Origin of the sequence: Halomonas sp., assembly GCF_029263665.1 — a bacterium.
Lineage (GTDB): Bacteria > Pseudomonadota > Gammaproteobacteria > Pseudomonadales > Halomonadaceae > Halomonas.
This window is the reverse complement of the sequence record NZ_JAJUFQ010000006.1, coordinates 58182-78230: the sequence shown is the minus strand read 5'-3', so window position 1 is coordinate 78230 and position 20049 is coordinate 58182. Positions and strand designations below refer to the sequence as shown.

15 protein-coding genes, 3 tRNA genes and 1 pseudogene are annotated in these 20049 nt (G+C 58.4%); 7 read left to right on the top strand and 12 right to left on the bottom strand.

All coding sequences use genetic code 11. From position 1 onward, the window contains the following. The first annotated feature begins 194 nt into the window (after positions 1 to 194). The gene (gene bcp, locus Q1K07_RS08140; RefSeq protein ID WP_300309653.1) at positions 195 to 668 is read left to right on the top strand and encodes a thioredoxin-dependent thiol peroxidase; all 474 of its coding nucleotides are present in this window, start codon (positions 195 to 197) and stop codon (positions 666 to 668) included. Positions 669 to 787: 119 nt separating this feature from the next. Here the strand turns inward: bcp and Q1K07_RS08135 are convergent, their stop codons facing one another. Both Q1K07_RS08135 and Q1K07_RS08130 read right to left on the bottom strand, forming a co-directional pair. Continuing rightward, a complete protein-coding gene (locus Q1K07_RS08135; RefSeq protein ID WP_300309651.1) occupies positions 788 to 1876 on the bottom strand; it encodes an AI-2E family transporter in 1089 nt (362 codons plus the stop codon). Continuing rightward, the gene (locus Q1K07_RS08130) at positions 1873 to 2121 is read right to left on the bottom strand and encodes a sulfurtransferase TusA family protein (RefSeq protein ID WP_300309649.1); all 249 of its coding nucleotides are present in this window, start codon (positions 2119 to 2121) and stop codon (positions 1873 to 1875) included. The genes Q1K07_RS08135 and Q1K07_RS08130 overlap by 4 nt, the downstream gene beginning before the upstream one ends. Positions 2122 to 2309: 188 nt before the next feature. On the opposite strand from Q1K07_RS08130, the gene Q1K07_RS08125 reads away from it, so the two are divergent. Together Q1K07_RS08125 and Q1K07_RS08120 are read left to right on the top strand one after the other, a co-directional pair. Beyond that, positions 2310 to 3851, top strand: coding sequence for a M48 family metalloprotease (locus Q1K07_RS08125; RefSeq protein ID WP_300309647.1), 1542 nt, complete (start codon positions 2310 to 2312; stop codon positions 3849 to 3851). Continuing rightward, on the top strand, positions 3851 to 4387 hold the full coding sequence (locus Q1K07_RS08120) for a DinB family protein (protein ID WP_300309645.1): 537 nt from the start codon (positions 3851 to 3853) through the stop codon (positions 4385 to 4387). The genes Q1K07_RS08125 and Q1K07_RS08120 overlap by 1 nt, the downstream gene beginning before the upstream one ends. A gap of 60 nt (positions 4388 to 4447) precedes the next feature. Here the strand turns inward: Q1K07_RS08120 and nadA are convergent, their stop codons facing one another. From nadA to purL, 9 genes and pseudogenes are all read right to left on the bottom strand, one after another. Then, positions 4448 to 5476, bottom strand: a complete 1029-nt coding sequence (gene nadA / locus Q1K07_RS08115) for a quinolinate synthase NadA (RefSeq protein WP_300309643.1) — start codon at positions 5474 to 5476, stop codon at positions 4448 to 4450. A gap of 348 nt (positions 5477 to 5824) precedes the next feature. Beyond that, positions 5825 to 5900 (bottom strand) — tRNA-Lys (locus Q1K07_RS08110). A gap of 76 nt (positions 5901 to 5976) precedes the next feature. Continuing rightward, positions 5977 to 6052: transfer RNA gene (locus Q1K07_RS08105), tRNA-Lys, on the bottom strand. Positions 6053 to 6147: 95 nt separating this feature from the next. After that, positions 6148 to 6999, bottom strand: a complete 852-nt coding sequence (rluB, locus tag Q1K07_RS08100; RefSeq protein ID WP_300309641.1) for a 23S rRNA pseudouridine(2605) synthase RluB — start codon at positions 6997 to 6999, stop codon at positions 6148 to 6150. Between the two features lie 538 nt (positions 7000 to 7537). Beyond that, positions 7538 to 8095: pseudogene (scpB, locus tag Q1K07_RS08095) on the bottom strand (SMC-Scp complex subunit ScpB); the annotation flags it as partial. After that, positions 8092 to 9132: a ScpA family protein gene (locus Q1K07_RS08090; RefSeq protein ID WP_300310020.1), complete on the bottom strand. Its 1041-nt coding sequence runs from the start codon at positions 9130 to 9132 to the stop codon at positions 8092 to 8094. The gene Q1K07_RS08090 and the pseudogene scpB, both read right to left, overlap by 4 nt. 256 nt (positions 9133 to 9388) lie before the next feature. After that, positions 9389 to 11284 (bottom strand): DEAD/DEAH box helicase, encoded by a 1896-nt coding sequence (locus Q1K07_RS08085; RefSeq protein WP_300309639.1) that lies wholly within the window; start codon positions 11282 to 11284, stop codon positions 9389 to 9391. Then, on the bottom strand, positions 11284 to 12084 hold the full coding sequence (locus tag Q1K07_RS08080) for an enoyl-CoA hydratase-related protein (protein ID WP_300309637.1): 801 nt from the start codon (positions 12082 to 12084) through the stop codon (positions 11284 to 11286). The genes Q1K07_RS08085 and Q1K07_RS08080 overlap by 1 nt, the downstream gene beginning before the upstream one ends. Before the next feature lie 121 nt (positions 12085 to 12205). After that, the gene (gene purL / locus Q1K07_RS08075) at positions 12206 to 16126 is read right to left on the bottom strand and encodes a phosphoribosylformylglycinamidine synthase (RefSeq protein ID WP_300309635.1); all 3921 of its coding nucleotides are present in this window, start codon (positions 16124 to 16126) and stop codon (positions 12206 to 12208) included. Positions 16127 to 16285: 159 nt separating this feature from the next. Here purL and mltF point away from each other — a divergent pair, with 159 nt between their 5' ends. Continuing rightward, positions 16286 to 17743, top strand: coding sequence for a membrane-bound lytic murein transglycosylase MltF (gene mltF / locus Q1K07_RS08070; protein WP_300309633.1), 1458 nt, complete (start codon positions 16286 to 16288; stop codon positions 17741 to 17743). 78 nt (positions 17744 to 17821) lie between these two features. Here the strand turns inward: mltF and tadA are convergent, their stop codons facing one another. Then, positions 17822 to 18322, bottom strand: coding sequence for a tRNA adenosine(34) deaminase TadA (gene tadA, locus Q1K07_RS08065; RefSeq protein WP_300309631.1), 501 nt, complete (start codon positions 18320 to 18322; stop codon positions 17822 to 17824). 82 nt (positions 18323 to 18404) lie between these two features. Here tadA and Q1K07_RS08060 point away from each other — a divergent pair, with 82 nt between their 5' ends. From Q1K07_RS08060 to Q1K07_RS08050, 3 genes are all read left to right on the top strand, one after another. Next, a complete protein-coding gene (locus tag Q1K07_RS08060) occupies positions 18405 to 19214 on the top strand; it encodes an acyl-CoA thioesterase II (RefSeq protein ID WP_300309629.1) in 810 nt (269 codons plus the stop codon). Between the two features lie 39 nt (positions 19215 to 19253). Continuing rightward, positions 19254 to 19784 carry a GNAT family N-acetyltransferase gene (locus tag Q1K07_RS08055; protein WP_300309627.1) on the top strand — a complete coding sequence of 177 codons (531 nt, stop codon included), beginning with the start codon at positions 19254 to 19256 and terminating at the stop codon, positions 19782 to 19784. A gap of 144 nt (positions 19785 to 19928) precedes the next feature. Continuing rightward, positions 19929 to 20004: transfer RNA gene (locus Q1K07_RS08050), tRNA-Thr, on the top strand. Positions 20005 to 20049 lie beyond the last annotated feature (45 nt).

Below are 20049 nucleotides of genomic sequence, written 5' to 3'. Positions count from 1 at the left end.
ACCAACGTGCAGACACTTTCCGTACAGAGCCTAAAGGATAAATGGTACTCAGGCGGCTAGACCCTGTACAGCCGCGTGTACGGGAAACATCGATAATCTCTGTTCGACAAGGTGGCAACCGGCCATTGCCCTTTACAGAGTCCCCCCCTTTCCGTCTAATCGGAATCCTTTGAATAGTATGATGGAGAACCTCCATGAGCCTGGAGATTGGCGCAGTCGTTCCGGATTTCACAGCCCCGGCCACCGATGATACCGAAATCACCCTGTCACAACTGCGGGGCAAGCAGGTGGTCATCTACTTCTACCCCAAGGCCAGCACTCCGGGCTGCACCACTGAAGGTGGTGACTTCCGTGATCGCAAGGCACAGTTCGATGCCGCCAACACCGTCATCATTGGCGTTTCTCGTGACGGCATTCGAGCGCAACAGAACTTCAAGAACAAGCAGGAGTTCAACTTTGCCCTGCTCTCCGACAAGGACGAGACCGTCTGCAACCTGTTCGATGTCATCAAGCTGAAGAAGCTCTATGGCAAGGAGTACATGGGTATCGAGCGCAGCACCTTCCTGATCGACAGCGATGGCAAGCTCGCCCAGGAGTGGCGCAAGGTCAAGGTAAAGGACCATGCTCAGGAGGTTCTGGAAGCCGCCCAGGCGCTACATCAGGACTAGCCGCAGGCATCAGGCACCCTTCACTGCTCACGCGTTCCTGAATCAGTGCCCAAACCAACAGGGCCGGTCATTGACCGGCCCTGTTGAGGTTACTGCACCGCCATTTATTCCTCTACCTGCTATTCCTCTACCTGCTGGGCAATGCTGTGCTGCTGTATTCCCCTGGGCCAGGCATAGACCAGGGCCTTGAGCAAGGTTGCCAGGGGAATCGCAAAGAACACTCCCCAGAATCCCCAGATACCACCAAACACCAGCACGGCCAGGATGATGGAGACCGGGTGCAGGTTGACCGCTTCGGAGAACAGGATCGGCACCAGCACATTGCCGTCCAGGGCCTGAAGCACTCCATAGGCCACCAGGACATAGAGGAACTGGTCGCCCAACCCAAAGTGGAACCCCGCGACAGCAGCCACCGGCAACGTCGCAACGGCAGCGCCAATATAGGGAACCAGCACCGAGAAACCGACCAGAACCCCAAGCAACGCCGAGTATGGCAGACCGAACATGGCAAAGGTGAAGAAGGCCACTGTGCCGACAATGATGATTTCAGTGGCCTTGCCACGTATGTAATTGGCAATCTGGCCATCCATCTCCTGCCATACCCGGGTCATCAGATCCCGCTTGGAGGGCAGAAATGAAACAAGAAAGCCAATCAGCCTGTCGCGATCCTTGAGCAGGAAAAACACCAGAATGGGCACCAGGACCAGATAGATGATCAGACTCATCAAGTTGCCCAGGGAAGCCAGTGACAATGACACGGCTCGCTGGCTCAACTGGGTTGCCTCACGGCTGATCACGCCAATCCAGTGCTGGACCAGGTCAGGAGTGATGAGCTGCGGATACTCCTTTTGCAGCTCATCGAGCATATCCTGACCACTGGCAAACATGCGGGGCGCCTCTTGAATCAAGCTGGTCAACTGCTCCCAGACCAGTGGCAGCAGAATGAAGGCCATGGCCAGCATCACACCGACGAAAGCAAGAAACACGATCAATACCGCCACCAAGTGCGGCACCTTGCGCCGAGTCAACCCATTGACGGGCCCTTGCAGCAGGAAAGCCACTACCAACGCCGTGAGGAAAGGTGCCAATACCTGTCCAAGCCAGATCACCACGGCAAATCCGGCGACCAGCAGTGCGAGCAGCAGCACGGCTTCTTCGTCAGAAAAATAACGATCGACCCAATTGCGAACAACAGTGCGCAATGTCATGTGTTGGCCTTCCCTGCTTTTCGCAGCCAGTAATAATAAACATCATCGCGCACTTCCCGGCCTTCCAGAACATGCTCACTCTGTTCGGCAAATGTTTCGAAGTCCCGCCAGGAGCCTGCATCCGTTGCCTTGACCTCGAGCAGTTGCCCGGCTTCAAGGCGCGCCAGAGCCTGCTTGGCCTTCAACAATGGGAGTGGACATGGAAGCCCGCAGGCATCTAGCACATTATCAGGTTGCACTGTCATGATCTCTCCCGAGAAAATGCTTGAATCACATCGACAAGCTATCAGCTGTCGCACTTTCCTGAACTAGGCAAGTCCTTGGGATTTAAAGGCACTTTTGAGGTCGAAGCAATGTCATACCCAAGTGCACTTAACATAAACTTGCCACTATACAATGTTGCTGAAATGCAATGCTGCCAATGAGGTCGAAGATGCCTGTGCGAACTCTGTCACGCCCTTGTGCCGGCCTGCTGGTCCTCGCGCTGGCCGTATGCTCCTCCTCCATGGCCACGGCATGGACGCTCAACGAACCCCGGGACGATGCCAACAGCCGTCAGGGCAGCAGCCTCTACGATTCCTCAGGCACTCTCGATAGCGATCAGAACGACTTCGAACTCCCCAGCCTCGTGGCCACCGGCAGCCAGGCCATCAGCGGAGAAGAGTATCGTCTTGGCCGTGCTTGGCTGAGACAGTTCCGAGCCCACGTACCGGAGTGGCGTGACCCTATCGCACAGGACTACATCGAGTCACTGGTCAGTCGCCTGGTCCCCTACAGCGGCCTGCCTGGCGTCAATACCACTATCACCCTGGTAGCCAATGGCAGCCTCAACGCCTTTGCCGTCCCAGGAGGAGTGGTAGGCGTCAACAGTGGCCTGTTTGCCTTTGCGCGTGATGAAGCCGAAGTCGCTTCGGTACTGGCCCACGAACTCGGCCACTTGTCCCAGCGCCACTACGCACGCAGCAAGTCCCGTGCCGAACAGACCCAGATACCCGCCATGGCCGCCATGCTTGCCGGTCTGGTCGTGGCAGCCGCTGGCGGTGGCGATGTCGGCATTGCCGCCATGGCCGGTACCCAGGCAGCCATGATACAGGACCAGTTGCGCTACTCGCGGCGTTATGAACAGGAAGCGGATCGTATCGGTCTCCAGGCCATGACTCAGGCAGGATACGACCCGAATGCCATGATCGACCTGTTTCGCTCCATGCAACGCATGATGAGCCTGCAAGGTGGTACACCCCCAGAGTTTCTGCTGACCCACCCTGTTACCGAGTCTCGCATCAGCGACGCCGAAGAACGGGTTCGTCAGCTACACACTTCTGTCACCCGGGGAGATGATCTGCAATATCATCTGATTCGGGCTCGCGCATTACTGGCAATTCACCAGCGCTCCCCCAGCCAGGCCATGACGATTCTACATCAGGACAATGCTCCCCAGGCAGCCCAGCAATATCTTCAAGCATTACTCGATGCCGAATCCGGCAGCATAGATACGGCCTTGTCCAGCCTCGACCAATTGGCGCAGAGTCACCCGGATATCGCCATGCTTCCAGCCAGTGCCGCCCAGGTCGCCTTCGAAGGTGGCCGAACCAGTGATGCCGTTGCGCGCGCCCAGCGCCAGCTGCGTCTCATGCCGGATTATTACCCAGCATCCCTGCTTCTTGGCGAAGCCCTGCTACAGCAGGACCCTGAGCGTTCATATCAAGTCCTCAGCAACCTTTCGCGCCGGCGCTCGGAAGACCCAGCGGTATTCTCGCTGCTCGCAGAAGCAGCGGGACACAGCGGCCATCAAGCCTGGGGACACCTGGCCCGGGCGGAACAAATGCAGCTCGATGGTGATATAGACCGAGCCATTCGCCAGCTCGACGTGGCCGAAGCCGTGGCACGCCGCAGCGACGACTTCAATGCCGAAGGCCAGATCATCCAGCGCAAGAAGGCGTTCCGCGAATATCGCGAGACCATGGAGAAATTCTGATGCAGCTCATGGAACACTTCATGCTGCTGGCCCGCTACAACCAGTGGATGAACACAAAAATCTATGCAGCAGCGAGCCGCCTGCCCCCGGAAGAACTGTGGAAAGATCGTGGCGCCTTTTTCCGCTCTATCCTGGGTACCCTGAACCACATCATGGTTGGTGACATTCTTTGGCTCAAGCGCTTTGCAACACATCCTTCATCGCATGCCTCCCTGCACGGCATCGTGAGCCTGCCAATGCCCAGCAGCCTCGAGCAGATACTCATCGATGAATTCGAACCATTACACCAGCGTCGCAAATGGATGGACGAACAGATCATCAACTGGGTCGATCAGCTCTCCTTCCGGGACCTCGATGACTCTCTCAGCTACCACAACATCCAGGGCACTCCTGCTACCCAATCCTACTCCAGCCTGATACTCCACTTCTTCAATCACCAGACCCATCACCGAGGACAGGTGTCCACGTTGTTGTCACAGACAGGAGAAGACATTGGCAGCACGGATTTACTGGACCTGATAGCACAGCAACAGTGATGCCCGGATACAAAGACGCCCGCAGTCGCATCGACTACGGGCGTCTTTAGCAAGCAGGTGTCACGCCTGGAATTCAAGCATCCGGGTCAGGGGTTTGAGGGCCTGGATGCGCAGTTCGTCACTAACGTGAATCTCGCCGCTTCCTTCGCGCAGAGCCTCGGCCAGATTATCGAGCGCATTCATCGCCATCCACGGGCAATGGGCACAGCTACGACACGTCGCACCATTACCTGCAGTTGGAGCTTCAAACAGCGTCTTGTCCGGCACGGCCTGTTGCATCTTGAAGAAGATACCGCGATCGGTCGCCACGATCAGTTGCTCATTGGACAGTTCCTTGGCTGCCTTGATCAACTGGGACGTGGAGCCAGCCACATCGGCCAGGGATACCACAGACTCAGGAGACTCCGGGTGAACCAGAACGGCGGCATCAGGGTATAGCGCCTTGAGGTCCTCGATCCCCTTGGCCTTGAACTCCTCGTGAACAATGCATGCACCGTCCCAGAGCAGCATATCTGCCCCAGTCTTCTTCTGGATATAGCCACCCAGGTGCTTGTCGGGGGCCCACAGAATCTTTTCCCCCTTGGCCTGCAGATGCTCGATCACCTCCACTGCGATGGAAGATGTCACCACCCAGTCGGCACGAGCCTTGACGGCCGCAGAGGTATTGGCATAGACCACCACGGTACGATCCGGGTGCGCATCACAGAAGGCGGAAAACTCATCGATAGGGCAACCCACATCCAGGGAGCAGGTCGCTTCCAGGGTCGGCATCAACACACGCTTCTCGGGAGAGAGGATCTTGGCCGTCTCGCCCATGAAGCGTACTCCCGCCACCACCAGGGTGGAAGCATCATGACGTGCGCCAAAACGCGCCATCTCAAGGGAGTCAGCGACACAGCCGCCTGTTTCTTCGGCCAGTTGCTGGATAGCATCATCGGTGTAGTAGTGAGCGACGAGGACGGCATTCTGCTCGTTGAGCAAACGCTTGATTTCTGCAACGCGGGCAGCATCCTCGGCAGGGATACGGGTAGGGCAATAAGGGCGTGCGAGATAATCCCGAATCTCGGCCCGTGAAGTCATGACTGTCATCGTGTCTACCACTGTGACCAGCAGGGAATCCCCCTGCACATGAGCTTGTGCGCAGACAACACTCCGTTGCTGCAGCACGCCTGTGAAGCCACCGGCCGCCCTCGACACCTTGAGAGCACCTGCCAGCACCTTCAGCTACCGGCACCCCCATGCGTCTCTCGCCCTGGTGATGCCTCTCGTCAGTTTAGGCCACCGCAACAACCACCGCGGTACCTAGCAGACGAATATAACAAGATGATGACGCCAGGAAGGCGATGATGCAAGACCGGAGAGCCTCGGAAGGCTCTGTTCAAGCCTCGACACCCGCAAACAGAAACGGCCCCGTTCCGAGGAACGAGGCCGTGAATCTGGTGGGTCGTGTAGGATTCGAACCTACGACCAATTGGTTAAAAGCCAACTGCTCTACCAACTGAGCTAACGACCCGGCTCATGGCCTCTGCATTACACTTGATGATGTGTTGCCACTCCAACAAGGCAAGACTGCCATGTACAGGTTCGGTTGGTGGGTCGTGTAGGATTCGAACCTACGACCAATTGGTTAAAAGCCAACTGCTCTACCAACTGAGCTAACGACCCGTCCCCGAACGCGTGCAGATACTACGGATATACCCCTTTCATTGCAAGCACTTTTTTCGATAAAACATCAAAGTGCGCCGAGTGCCATGCAGATTTCAGCGCTTTCGGCTGCGTTGCATCGTCTGCACCGGGCGACGCTTGTGCTTGTCGCGGCTCCAGCGATTACGCTCATCCGGAGTCAGTTCCGGAACCTTGCGTGTTTCCAGCCCCGCTACTTCAGCCAGATCGTCGACCTCAGTCTGAGACAACTCCACCCACTCACCTGCCTTGGCACGTTTGTCGAGGAAGATATTGCCATAGCGCACACGCTTGAGGCGGCTGACAGTCAGTCCCTGGGACTCCCATAAGCGGCGTACCTCACGGTTGCGGCCTTCCATGATCACTACATGGAACCAGGTATTGATGCCTTCCCCACCGAATTCCTGAACATCAGTGAAACGTGCAGGGCCATCATCAAGCATCACGCCATCTACCATGGCCACCACATTTTCACGCTTGACCTCTCCCATCACTCGCACGGCGTACTCACGCTCGACTTGAGTGGAAGGATGCATCAAGCGATTGGCCAGCTCGCCATCCGTTGTGAACAGCAACAGTCCACTGGTATTGATATCCAGGCGGCCAATGGCAATCCAGCGTTCTCCCTTGAGCCGTGGCAGACGGTCGAATACGGTACGCCGCCCCTCAGGATCCTTGCGTGTGCACAGCTCGCCTTCCGGCTTGTTGTACATGATCACCCGGCGCGGGACCTCTTCAGCAGCGCGCAGAGTGACCGGGCGATCATCGAGGCTCACTTTGTCACGGGCCTCGACACGGTCCCCCAGGGTAGCGACCTGGCCATTGACCTTGACTCGGCCATCTGCGATCGCCGCCTCCATCTCGCGACGGGAACCCAGACCGGCACGGGCCAGGACCTTCTGCAATTTTTCGCTGGTGGTGTTACTCATCAGTATCGTTCTCGGTATCGGTGTATTCCGTGCCCGAAGCAGCGTCATCATCGACGCGACCGCGGGCCCGTTCGGACAGCCTGGCTTCCAGATCAGCAAAGCTCAGACCAGTCCGCTCAGACGCCATCTCGGCGTGACCATCGAGGCCTTCGGACATCATGTCGGCTTCTTCCATAGCAGCTTCTGTCCCTGAAGCTCCTCTCGCCCCTATAGCGCTCGGTCCTATCGCTCTCGCCCCTATAGAAAACCGCGTCTCTTCGTCATGTGGTACAGCGACAAGACTTTCTATTCTGGTACGACCTTCAATATTAGTACCGCTTTCACTTTCGGTATCACTATCTATTCCATCTTCCACTTCTTCAGCTTCATGAGCCTCTGTCCTCATGGCTGCTGTCTTCTGGTCTTCTGACTCAGAAGGCTCTTCATCAGAAGGCGCTTCGTCAGACGATTCATCATCAGAAAGCTCTTCATCTGAAGGTTCCTCATCCAAAGGCAGGTCGGCCTGGGCGAGCAGCGGAGATGGCGGCGGAGGCAGATCCTCTTCCAACTGTACCTCTTCAAACTGCTTGAGCTCGTGCATCGGCGGCAGTTCATCCAGAGTCTTGAGCCCGAAGTCATCAAGAAAGCTGCGAGTTGTCGCATAGACGGCCGGGCGTCCAGGAACATCACGATGCCCCACCACTCGAATCCATCCACGTTCCAGAAGCGTCCGCATGATCGAACCACTGACGGTGACACCACGCACTTCCTCGATATCCCCGCGAGTGACGGGCTGGCGATAGGCGATCATCGCCAGGGTCTCGAGCAGTGCCCGGGAATAACGCTGTGGACGCTCATCCCACAGCCGTGCCACCCAGTTGGCCAAGCGCGGACGTATCCGTAGCTGATAGCCGGAAGCGGTCTCGATAAGCTCCATGGCACCACGCACATGACGCTCGGTCAGGCGTTCCAGGGCCTCTCGCAGCGCACGGCGAGGCGGCCGCTCGTGATCATCGAACAACAGCTCCAGACGATCGAGCCCCAACGGCTCCCCTGCAGAGAGCAATGCAGCTTCAATGATGTCATCCAGCGCATCGGGTGCTTCCATCACGCTCATGCCGGCTCTTCCCCTTTACCTGCAGATTCGCTCCAGACATCACCCTCAGGAAGCTCCACGTCATCCTCGAGCTCATCGTCCAGGTCCCCAGAGCGACCTTCAAGCCCGTCTTCGTTTTCCAGCTCAGCCAGCGCCTCTTCCAGCGCTATTGCAGAGGCGACCGTATCACCAGCGCCAGGTTCATCAAAGGCACTTTCCCCGCCGTCCAGATCATCCAGATCATCGAAGGGAGCTTCCTCGCCCTCTTCCGCCAGCCGCGCACGCACATGAATCGGCGACAAAGCTTCGTTCTGGACGATTTCGATCATGGATTCCTTGGCCAGCTCCAGAATCGCCATGAACGTCACCACAACCCCCGAGCGCCCTTCTTCCAATGTGAATAGCGCCTCAAAGGGGGTGTAGCGTTCATGGTGCAATTTTTCCATGATGGCCAGCATGCGCTCCCGGGTCGACAGGACTTCTGTCTCAATATGGTGAGACTTGTTCAACTCGGCTCGGCGCAACAACCCCGCCAGAGCACCGAGCAGTTCGTCCAACGCGACATCGGGATGAATCACCCGGGCTTCCAGCGGTGGCAAGCCTGCCTTGGCCGGAAACCAGTCGCGACCGATTCGCGGCAGGTCAGCCAACGACTCGGCAGCCAGCTTCAACCGCTCATACTCCTGCAGACGGCGTATCAGCTCAGCGCGAGGATCTTCGTCTTCACTGTCATCATCACCTTTCGGCGGCCGAGGCAGCAGCGAACGCGACTTGATCTCTGCCAGCATGGCCGCCATCAACAAGTATTCACCCGCCAGCTCGATTTCCATGGCCTTCATCAGTTCCACATACTCAATGTACTGATGCGTGATGGCAGCCACGTCAATCGACAGGATGTCGAGATTCTGGCGTCGAATCAGATACAGCAGCAGGTCGAGCGGGCCTTCGAAGGTTTCCAGGAATACCCTCAGGGCCTCCGGCGGAATGTACAGGTCTTCAGGCAGTTCGGTGATCGGTTCATCGAACAAACGGCCCAACGCCTGAACCTGCGGTGCCACTTCCTGGTCTTCTGCAGCGCTCTCACCTGCCTCATTGGCAGGATCGCTCGAACTCTCGGCAGCCGCCTGATCGGCAACGTCCTGAAGCAAGGCTTGATCTGTCGTCGGCGAGTCACTCACGCGAGGCCCGTCTCCCGGAAAGTGCCGGCGGCACAAGGTTGGCGTCAATCGTTCAGTTTATCAATCTCCGCGCAGAGCTTCTATTCCGCGCAGGACTTCTATTTCGGAAGCGTCATCATCTTTAAAATGACACCGCCTACTGCAGATGACAGCACTCATGTCCGATAGCATCATCTGCATCCTGCTCGCCGCCTGCACTCGCTGCCTTACGATACCGCCCGACATAGTCGAACAGCTTCTCGCGCACCTTCCAATGGCGACCCACCTTGCGCCCGACCACAAAGTCTGGTGCTCGCAAGCGCTGCTGGCCAGCGCAGACCTCCTGTGGCGACCTGGGAGACCAGGGCACCCCTGGAGCACGCGAGTGATGGCGCAGGAACACGGCACCAAAGGCATTCCTCTGGGCAGTGGTTTCCAGGGCAAACCATTCGTCCAGGGTGGCACCATCTTCATCGTGATAGGTCACCTTGAGACGCGGCAGCCCTCGGCCATTCACCACCGCATCCAACTGCATACCACTGACCCTCAACACCTTGGCATCACGCAATTTCAAGGCAGCGCGCAACTTGTCGTCGGCATCGACCAGCAACGTCTGGCAGCCATGACAACGGCGTGCCGCAATATCATTCTCGGCACCACACTCCCCGCAGACCTTGAAGCGAAAGCGGAAAGTACACTGCTGCCCAGCCGTGCCAGCCTCTTCTGGATTATCCACCAGTCCCTGACAGCGGCGACCATAGTGTTCGATGACGATCTCACCGTCACGCTTGCCCCAGAACAGGTTGGCATGGCCACAGGCCGGGCACTCGACCTGCACAGGCTCGCTATCGCTCCTTGGACGTACTCCCCCGACTTCGGGCGCATACAGGTCCCAAGGGTTGCCGGCATAATCCAGCACCAGGCAATCGCTCTTGTCCGGCGACAAGCGTAGACCACGACCGACAATCTGCTGGTAGAGACCTACCGACTCCGTGGGTCTGAGAATCGCGATCAGGTCCACATGTGGTGCATCGAAACCTGTCGTCAGCACGGACACATTGACCAGAAACTTGATGTGCCTGGCTTTGAACGCTTCGATCAAGCGGGTGCGTTCGTCACCATCGGTATTGCCTGTCACGAGAGCCGAGCCTTCCGTCGGCAGATATCCCATGATCTCCTGGGCATGCGGAACACTGGCCGCAAAGATCATCACCCCCTGGCGCTGCCTGGCATGTTCAATGACATCGGCAATGATGCCCGGCGTTGCCCGATTCCCCGAAACAATCCTGTTGACCTCTTCTTCACGGAACAGGCCGCTTCCCCCAGGCACCAAGGATGAGAAATCATAATGCGCCACGGCGGCATCGACCTTCACCGGTTCGCAGAGAAAACCCTGGCGTACCATCAGGCGCAGAGGCTGCTCGAACACGCAATCCCGAAAAAAGGCGCCTTCTTCTCCGCGTACCATGCCATGGTAGTGCCGGTAATAGATAAACCCCTGCCCAAGACGATAAGGCGTTGCGGTCAACCCCAGCACCTTGAGCCGCGGATTGCGGCTTCTCAGGTGTTCGATTACCTTGCGATAACTGGAATCCTGCTCCAGGGACACCCGGTGGCATTCATCGATCACCAGCAGGGTAAAAGGGCCATATCTGGCCTCGGTATCGCTGACCGCGTCCAGGTGCCGTACTACCGATTGCACCGAGCCAAAGACCACCTGCCGGCCACTTTCCCTGCGCTTGAGGCCGGCACTGAAGATGTCTGCCTGCAGGCCATAGGCCAGATATTTGGCATGGTTCTGCTCAACCAGCTCACGCACGTGCGCCAGCACCAGTACGCGACCACGTGCCAAGCGTGCCAGTTCGGCAATGACCAACGACTTGCCACTGCCTGTCGGCAACACCACCACGGCAGGATCATCGCTACCCCGGAAGTGCTGAATGACCCGCTGAACCGCTTCGCGCTGATAGGGGCGTAGTTGTGGCGTCGGTTGTGGCGTCGGTTGTGGTGTCGGTTTTAGAATCGGTTGTTGAGCCGGACGTAACGATGCCATCACGCAAGCCGGGGCCGACGCCCTTCCAGGCGCGCCCGTGCTGCCTCGCGCTGCTCAGGCCCGCCTATCAGGTTGCGCTGCAGACTGGACTCACGTTCCAGACACTCGCGTTCACTCAGTGCCGGGGCCTCGCGGCGCAGACGACGCGCCGCCGCCACGGCCCTGGGGGAGCGCAGAGCCAGGGATTGCGCCAGTTCTCTCCCGCCTTCGCGAGGATCTTCATCAAGCCGTGAGGCCAAACCTAGAATCACGGCTTCTTCTCCGCTCAAGTGACGTCCGGTCAGCATCATGTCATGGATGACATCCTGGCGCAGCGCTGCCCCTGTGACGCTGACCCCCATATCAGCAACCAGTCCCCACTCAACCTCCGGCAGCGCCAGCGATGCATCTGGATGGACAATACGAATATCCGCCGCCAAGGCCATCTGCAGACCCGCACCGAAGACATGGCCATGCAGGGCAGCAATCACGGGAGCTCCCACATCACGCCAGCCCAACGCCAAGCGTTGAGCTGGCGTCATGCCGGAGGCATCCGGTTGAAGCAGCCAGGCAATACGCTCGGGAGTCGATAACACTGCGGCCACATCCAATCCCGAACAAAAGCTTTCACCTTCACCCAACAGCACCACTGCACGCACCCCGACCCGCTCGGCCAGCCAGACCTGGGCTTCCAGCAAGGCATCGATCATTGCGACATCCATGCAGTTGTGGCGCTCAGCGTGATCGAGGCGCACTTCAGCCACATGATTGTCCAAGACCACCTGGAGGCAATCGTGGAAAATCTTGGTAACGGCAGTCATGGCAGGCTCCTGGAGAAAAGTGTGGGCTAAATAATGCGTTCAACAGCCATGTTAGGCTCTCAATGCAAGTGCCGCCCAAAAAGGGCGGCACTCAAGACTGACTCAGCAAGTCATCCGTTACTTACCCCAGCCATACCCGGGCGTTGCGGAACAGTCTCATCCAGGCACCATCCTGGCTCCATTCAGCCGGACGCCAGGAATTGGTCACTGCACGCACGACACGCTCGGGGTGAGGCATCATGATAGTCACCCGGCCATCTGCCGTGGTCAAACCCGTGATACCGGATGGTGAACCGTTGGGGTTGGCCGGGTAACGAGTAGTGGCCTGGCCATAGTTGTCAACGTAGCGCAATGCGACCTGACCAGAACCCTGGATACTGCGCAGGTGGGCACTGTCACGGAACTCGGCACGTCCCTCGCCATGGGCGACAGCGATGGGCAAGCGAGAGCCTTCCATGCCGGCCAACAGAATCGAAGGCGATTTCTCGACTTCGACCATGGCCACACGCGCCTCGAACTGCTCGGACTCATTGCGCACGAAGCGTGGCCACGCCTCTGTGCCCGGAATCAGCTCCTTGAGCTGGGACAGCATCTGGCACCCGTTACACACGCCCAGAGCAAAACTGTCATCGCGGCCGAAGAAGGCAGCAAACTGTTCGCGGGCACGACCGTTGAACAACACTGACTTGGCCCAACCACCGCCAGCCCCCAGCACATCGCCGTAGGAGAAACCGCCACAGGCGACCACTCCCTTGAAGTCTTCCAGGGATACACGACCACTGAGGATATCACTCATGTGCACATCCACCGCTTCAAAGCCAGCCTTGTCGAAGGCCCAAGCCATTTCCAGGTGGCCGTTGACACCCTGCTCACGCAGGATGGCTGCACGTGGACGCGTTACATTGATGAAAGGCGCGGCGATATCTTCATCCACATCGAAGGTCGTGGTCACGGACAGGCCAGGATCACGTGCATCGAGCAGATTATCGAACTCGTTCTTGGCACATTCGGAATTGTCGCGCAGTGACTGCATGCGATAGCTGGTTTCGGCCCAGCTACGCTGCATCAACTGGCGGGTCGTCTCGAGCAGCGGCTCTTCGAACAGCGTGATACGGATCTGATCGTCGAAGCGCGGACGAGCGATGACGCCGCACGTTTCGATACCTGCCGCCGCGAACTGAGCCAGTACTTCCTCCGTATGCGCGCGATTGACCTGAATCACAGCCCCCAGCTCTTCACTGAACAGCGCACTGGAAGCCCTGGAAGGCTCGTCGACCAGCCAGTCGAGCTTGATCTCGAGTCCTGCGTGGGCGGCAAAGGCCATTTCCAGCAAGGTGACGATCAAACCGCCATCGCTGCGGTCGTGATAGGCCAGCAACTTGCCATCGGCATTAAGGCCCTGAATCACACTGAAGAATGCCTTGAGATCCTCTGGATCATCCAGGTCCGGACATTCATTGCCTACCTGGCCGTAGACCTGCGCCAGTGCCGAACCCCCCAGGCGATTCTGGCCTGCGCCCAGGTCAATCAACAGCAGGTCGCTTTCATCCTGTTCCAGGGAAATCTGCGGCGTCAGGGTGCGCATGGCATCCACCACAGGAGCAAAGCCGGTGATGTTCAACGTCAGCGGTGATGTCACTGACTTGTCTTCGCCGTCCTCCTGCCATGCTGTACGCATGGACATGGAGTCCTTGCCGACCGGCACGGCAATGCCCAGCGCCGGGCACAGTTCCATGCCCACTGCATGCACAGCATCATACAAGGCCTGGTTCTCACCGGGATGATCGGCTGCACTCATCCAGTTGGCCGACATCTTGATATCGCCCAACTTGGCAATCGGTGCCGCCGCCATGTTGGTAATGGCTTCGGCAACGGCCAGACGGGCACTGGCAGCAGGGTCGATCAATGCGACAGGACTACGCTCCCCCATCGCCATGGCCTCACCCGCGTGGGTATCGAAACTGGCGGTGGTAACGGCGACATCAGCGACCGGTACCTGCCAGGGGCCGACCATCTGGTCCCGGGCGACCATGCCAGTAATCGAGCGGTCGCCGATGGTAATCAGGAAGCTCTTCGATGCCACGGTGGGCAGCTTCAACACACGGTCCAGCGCCTCTCGCAGATCAAGGTTGTCCAGTTCTACACCGGGCAGCTCCAGGGTCTCGCGCTCAAATTCGCGGGTCATCTTCGGCGGTTTGCCGAACAGCACGCTCATCGGCAGATCAACTGGCTGTGTGTCGAAGTGACCATCGGCCACGGTCAGGTGATGGGCCTGCTGAGCCTCGCCGACCACGGCATAGGGGCAACGCTCACGCTTGCACAGGGCATCGAACAGTTCGAGGTTCTCTGGAGCTACCGCCAGCACATAGCGCTCCTGTGCCTCGTTGCACCAGATTTCCAACGGGCTCATGCCCGGCTCGGCATTGGGAACATCGCGCAGCTGGAACAGGCCGCCACGATCGCCATCCTTGACCAGTTCCGGCAGAGCGTTGGACAAGCCGCCTGCCCCCACGTCATGAATGAAGCAAATGGGGTTCTGCTCTCCCAGCGCCCAGCAACGGTCGATGACTTCCTGGGCCCGCCGTTCGATCTCGGGGTTGTCACGCTGCACCGAGGCAAAATCAAGATCGGCACTGGAGGAACCTGATGCCATGGAAGACGCGGCACCGCCACCCAGGCCGATGAGCATGGCCGGGCCGCCCATCACGATCAGCTTGCCGCCGACGGGGATCTCGCCCTTGGCTACATGTTCCTGACGAATGTTGCCGTAACCACCCGCGATCATGACCGGCTTATGGTAGCCGCGACGCTCGATGCCATTGGCTCCCAGGGCATCCTGCTCATAGGTACGGAAGAAGCCCGTCAGGTTGGGGCGGCCGAATTCGTTGTTGAACGCGGCACCGCCGATGGGACCTTCCAGCATGATGTCCAGGGCGCTGACGATGCGCTCGGGCTTGCCATAGTCGAAAGCTTCCCAGGGCTGGACAAACTCGGGGATACGCAGATTGGAGACGGTAAAACCGGTCAGGCCTGCCTTGGGTTTGCCGCCGATACCGGTAGCGCCCTCATCGCGAATCTCACCACCTGCACCGGTAGCGGCACCAGGGTGAGGTGCAATCGCCGTCGGGTGGTTGTGCGTCTCGACCTTGGTCAGGATATGGATCGGTTCAACTTCTCCACCATAGGTGGCCCGCTCCCCATCCTTGCCTGTCAGCGGCGTAGCGAAGAAACGCCGCGCGTCACTGCCTTCGATCACAGCGGCATTATCGCTGTAGGCAGAAAGAATACCGTCAGGAGAAGCCTCGAAAGTGTTCTTGATCATCTTGAACAGCGAATGAGTCTGCTGCTCCCCGTCGATCAACCAGTCGGCATTGAAGATCTTGTGGCGACAATGTTCGGAGTTGGCCTGGGCGAACATCATCAGTTCAATATCGGTCGGGTTACGCCCCAGTTCACCGAAGGCATCGATCAGATAGTCGATTTCATCCTCGGCCAGGGCCAGCCCCAGTTCGACATTGGCCGCTTCCAGCGCATTGCGCCCGCCTTCGAGAATGTCCACCGTGCCCAGAGGCGCAGGCTCATGGTAGGCAAACAGTTGGGCAGCATCAGATGCATCACCAAGCACTGTCTCGGTCATGCGATCATGCAGTCCGGCAACAATGGCCTCGAAGTGACTTTCCTTCAGGGTTCCTCTGAGCGAGATGCGATAGGCGATACCACGCTCCAGTCGCCTGATCTGGGTCAATCCACAGTTATGGGCAATATCGGTAGCCTTGGAGGACCAGGGCGACTGGGTGCCAATACGCGGAACCACCAATACCGCCAGCCCTTCCGTCAGCGGCTCTTCTGCATAGCTGGGACCATAGTCCAGGAGCTGTTCGAGCAGAGCATGCTCCGCTGGGCCAAGATCACCTTCAACATCCACGAAATGTACATATTCAGCGTACAGTTCGGTGATCTCGGGAACGGATGCACGCAGGGTGGCCAGCAGCTTGGCATGACGGAAGGCAGAAAGGGCGGGCGCACCACGCAGTTGGAGCATATCCTGGAGCCTCTGAAAATCGACGAGAAGATGATGTGCCACAGCGGGCCTTATAGAGGGCCGTATGATACTGGAAAGCGGCAGATCGATAAATCATCCAAGTGACAGTTCGTCGCACTGTGGGTAAGGTGACGGCTCAACAACCATGAACACGCCAATATGACCGATGGCTTTCACCGCCCTCGCCGCCGGGGCGTATTACTGTTGGCGGGCCTCGGCCTGGCCTTGTGGCCAGTCGACCCCACGCCTCCCCCCGGTACGGCTTTGGAGGGCGTGAAGTCCCGTGATTTTCTGACCGTTCATACTCGCAATACGCCCTTGACCTACTACGAAGGACGCCTGGGGCCAACAGGTTTCGAGTATGAACTGGTACGCCGTTTTGCTGACTATCTTGGCGTCAGCCTGACCCTGGAAGATGACCATAATGTCTCCAGTGTATTGGCGTCCGTGCGCGAACAAGGTGACCTGGGGGCAGCCGCCCTGCCACTGGAACCCGCGACTCCAGGCATCATCTATAGCCAGCCGGTGATGCTGATGCAGCCCATGGTGGTCTACCGGCGTGGCCTGCCTCCCCCTCGCACTCCCGCCGATCTGGTCGGTCTACAGATTGGTACCCTCAAGGGCACCGGCATCAGCCGAGTCATGCATGAGCTGCAGGACAGTATTCCTGAACTCAGTTGGAAAGAAGCCACCGATCTCGAGATTGCTTCTCTGCTGAAGCGCGTGGAAGACGGCAGCCTCGATGCCGCCGTGGTATTCGAACATCAGTTTCGTCTCAACCGCCTGTTCTTCCCTGAAGTCGAAGACGGCTTCAAGGTTGGCGAAAAAGTGGCCATGGCCTGGGCCCTGCCCGACAACCAGGGTATGGGGCTGATCGATGCAGCCAATGAGTTTCTCGTCACACTTCGCGCCAGCGGCAAGCTGGACATGTTGATCGACCGCTACTTTGGTCATGACGATTATCTGGAATACGTTGGTGCCAGGACTTTCATCCAGCATGTCCATGGCCGCTTGCCACGCTACGAGGAACTGTTCCGTGAAGCGGCAAGACGGGAGAATTTCGACTGGAAGCTCCTGGCTGCAGTGGCGTATCAGGAATCTCACTGGAAACCCGATGCCACATCTCCGACCGGCGTCCGCGGCATGATGATGCTGACCAATGTCACCGCCGAAGAGATGAATATCTCCAACCGCCTCGACCCGGCGGAAAGTATCGAGGGTGGCGCTCGCTACCTGCGTAGCATCGAGCAACGCTTGCCGGAGGAAATCACCGGTAACGACCGCCTGTACATGACACTGGCCGCCTATAATGTGGGCCTGGGGCACCTCTACGACGCACGCAAGATCGTCTCCATGCTAGGCCGGGATCCCGACCGCTGGGAAGATGTGCGCGATGCCTTGCCACTGCTGCAGGAAAGCAAGTGGTACGAAAGAACGCGCCATGGTTATGCTCGAGGCAGCGAACCGGTCATCTATGTGCGCAATATCCAGCGTTATCTGGAAATACTCGATTACGTGGACCACAACCAGCAGCAGTTCCACCAGCTCAATGCGCGGCTGCCCGATGACAACGACAATGCACTGTTTCAGATCGTACCGCCGAAGTCCAAGGGTTGAATGTCAGGACGGACCGAGCCGCCTGCTTAGACCTGGAGTGTACTTGCTGAACAACGCACACCGCCTTAGCCTCTTTAGTTATTTGCCCTGACTTCCTGTATTGCCTTCTGCATTACCCGCTGAACTTTCACGGCGCATGGCAAAGAATGTCTTGAGCAAACGTGACGCCTGGGTGGCAAGCACGCCCCCCTCCACTTCGACCCGATGGAAATACCAGGGTTGAGCGAATAGATTGGCCTTGGACTCGACCATGCCACTGCGCGGCTCCGCAGCGCCATAGACAACCCGCCTCACCCGCGCATGGATGATCGCTCCCGTACACATCAGGCAGGGCTCCAGCGTCACATACAAGGTGCAGCCTTCCAGGCGATAGTTACCGATTCGTGCACCTGCATCGCGCAGCGCCTGGACTTCTGCATGAGCGCTGGGATCATGATTGGCCACCGGTGCATTGAATCCCCGTCCGATGATCTCACCATCAGCATTGACCACCACCGCACCTACCGGAACTTCTCCGGCATCGGCCGCCTGATGGGCAAGTTCTAGCGCCCGGTGCATGTAGAATTCATCGCTGCGCAAGATCATCGACTCCCGTAGAATGACTAAAACGACCGTATGACAGCCGGTCAAAACCTCACCGGCAAGGAAGGAGGATACCCGAATGTCGCAGCCCTTGACGGCGCTCGTCGATCTGCTCGGTCTGGAAAAGCTGGAAGAGAACCTGTTCCGTGGCTACAGCCAGGACCTCGGACTTCCCCAGTTGTTCGGCGGCCAGGCGCTCGGCCAGTCGATCTCCGCCGCCAGCCAGACCGTCGACGCATCACGAAAGGTGCATTCCATGCACGCTTATTTTCTGCGCCCAGGTGACGCCCAGATGCCTGTGATGTACCAGGTCGACCGCGTCCGCGATGGCGGCAGCTTTACCACTCGCCGGGTCACCGCCATCCAGAAAGGCCGCCCGATCTTTTTCTGCAGCGCCTCTTTCCATGCCGAAGAGGATAGCATCAGCCATCAGCAGTCGATGCCGGCAGTGCCCACTCCCGAGGAGCTCGATGGCAGCTCACAGCTCATCCGCTTTCCCGGTCACCCGATTGAGTTCCTGCATCTGGAAGACTCCCCTGAGCCCGCACGAAAACGCTTGTGGTTCCAGCTAAGGGGAGAGCTGCCCGACGATCAGGCTCTGCATCGCTATCTGCTGGCCTACAGCTCGGACTTCAACCTGCTGACCACGGCACTGGTACCCCATGGGATCAATTTTCGCAGCCCCGAGATCCAGATTGCCAGCCTCGATCATGCTCTGTGGTTCCATCGCGATGTCACCGTCAACGACTGGCTACTGTACGACATGGAAAGCCCCTGGGCGGGTAGTGCACGCGGTCTGGCACGGGGCAGCATCTACAATCGCCAAGGGCAACTGATCGCCTCCGTTGCGCAGGAAGGTCTCACTCGCCGGCGCCAGCAACAGACCTGATATCAAGCGTGCCGATACCAAGCCATCAGGAGAACATGTGTGAACCTCCATATTCGCCCAGAATCTGCCGATGACCGCCAGGCCATTTCAGACCTCACCCAGCGTGCCTTTCAGCATGCTCCGCATGCCAGTCATACTGAACATTTGATCGTTGATGCGCTACGCCAGGCAGACGTGCTTTCCGTTTCCCTGGTCGCCACCAGGGATGACGAGGACGAGATAGTGGGACACGTTGCTCTTTCCCCGATCATGCTGTCCTCAGCACCTCCCGGATCAGCGGCTGCCACTGGCTGGTATGGGCTGGGGCCGATTTCCGTGTCTCCTGAATGCCAGGGACAAGGCATCGGTTCTCAACTCATGCAAGCGGCACTGCAGCATCTGGAAAAGGCGGAAGCCAGCGGCTGCGTATTGCTGGGTGACCCCGCCTTCTATTCTCGCTTCGGTTTTCGGCCGCGCGATGAGTTGGTGCTTCCCGGCGTACCCCCGGAATATTTCCAGGCCATTCGCCTGCGCGGCGCCTGGCCCCGAGGAATCGTCAGCTTTCACCCAGCCTTTGATATCAGCGTCTGACCCTGCAGACACCGATCACGGCCTTGAACTTACGCCGTATCGAGCACCTGTATCTATTCCAGGCTCAAGACTGATGTATCAGGCTTGGCGAAGGCTGGGGCGAATCACTATGATGCGAAACAGGCACTCAATGCAGATAGCATTGCCGGCATAGCTCAGTTGGTAGAGCAGCGCATTCGTAATGCGAAGGTCGGAGGTTCGACTCCTCTTGCCGGCACCAGAAAACATGCAAGACCCGCCCTCCCCATCACCGACCTTCTCCATC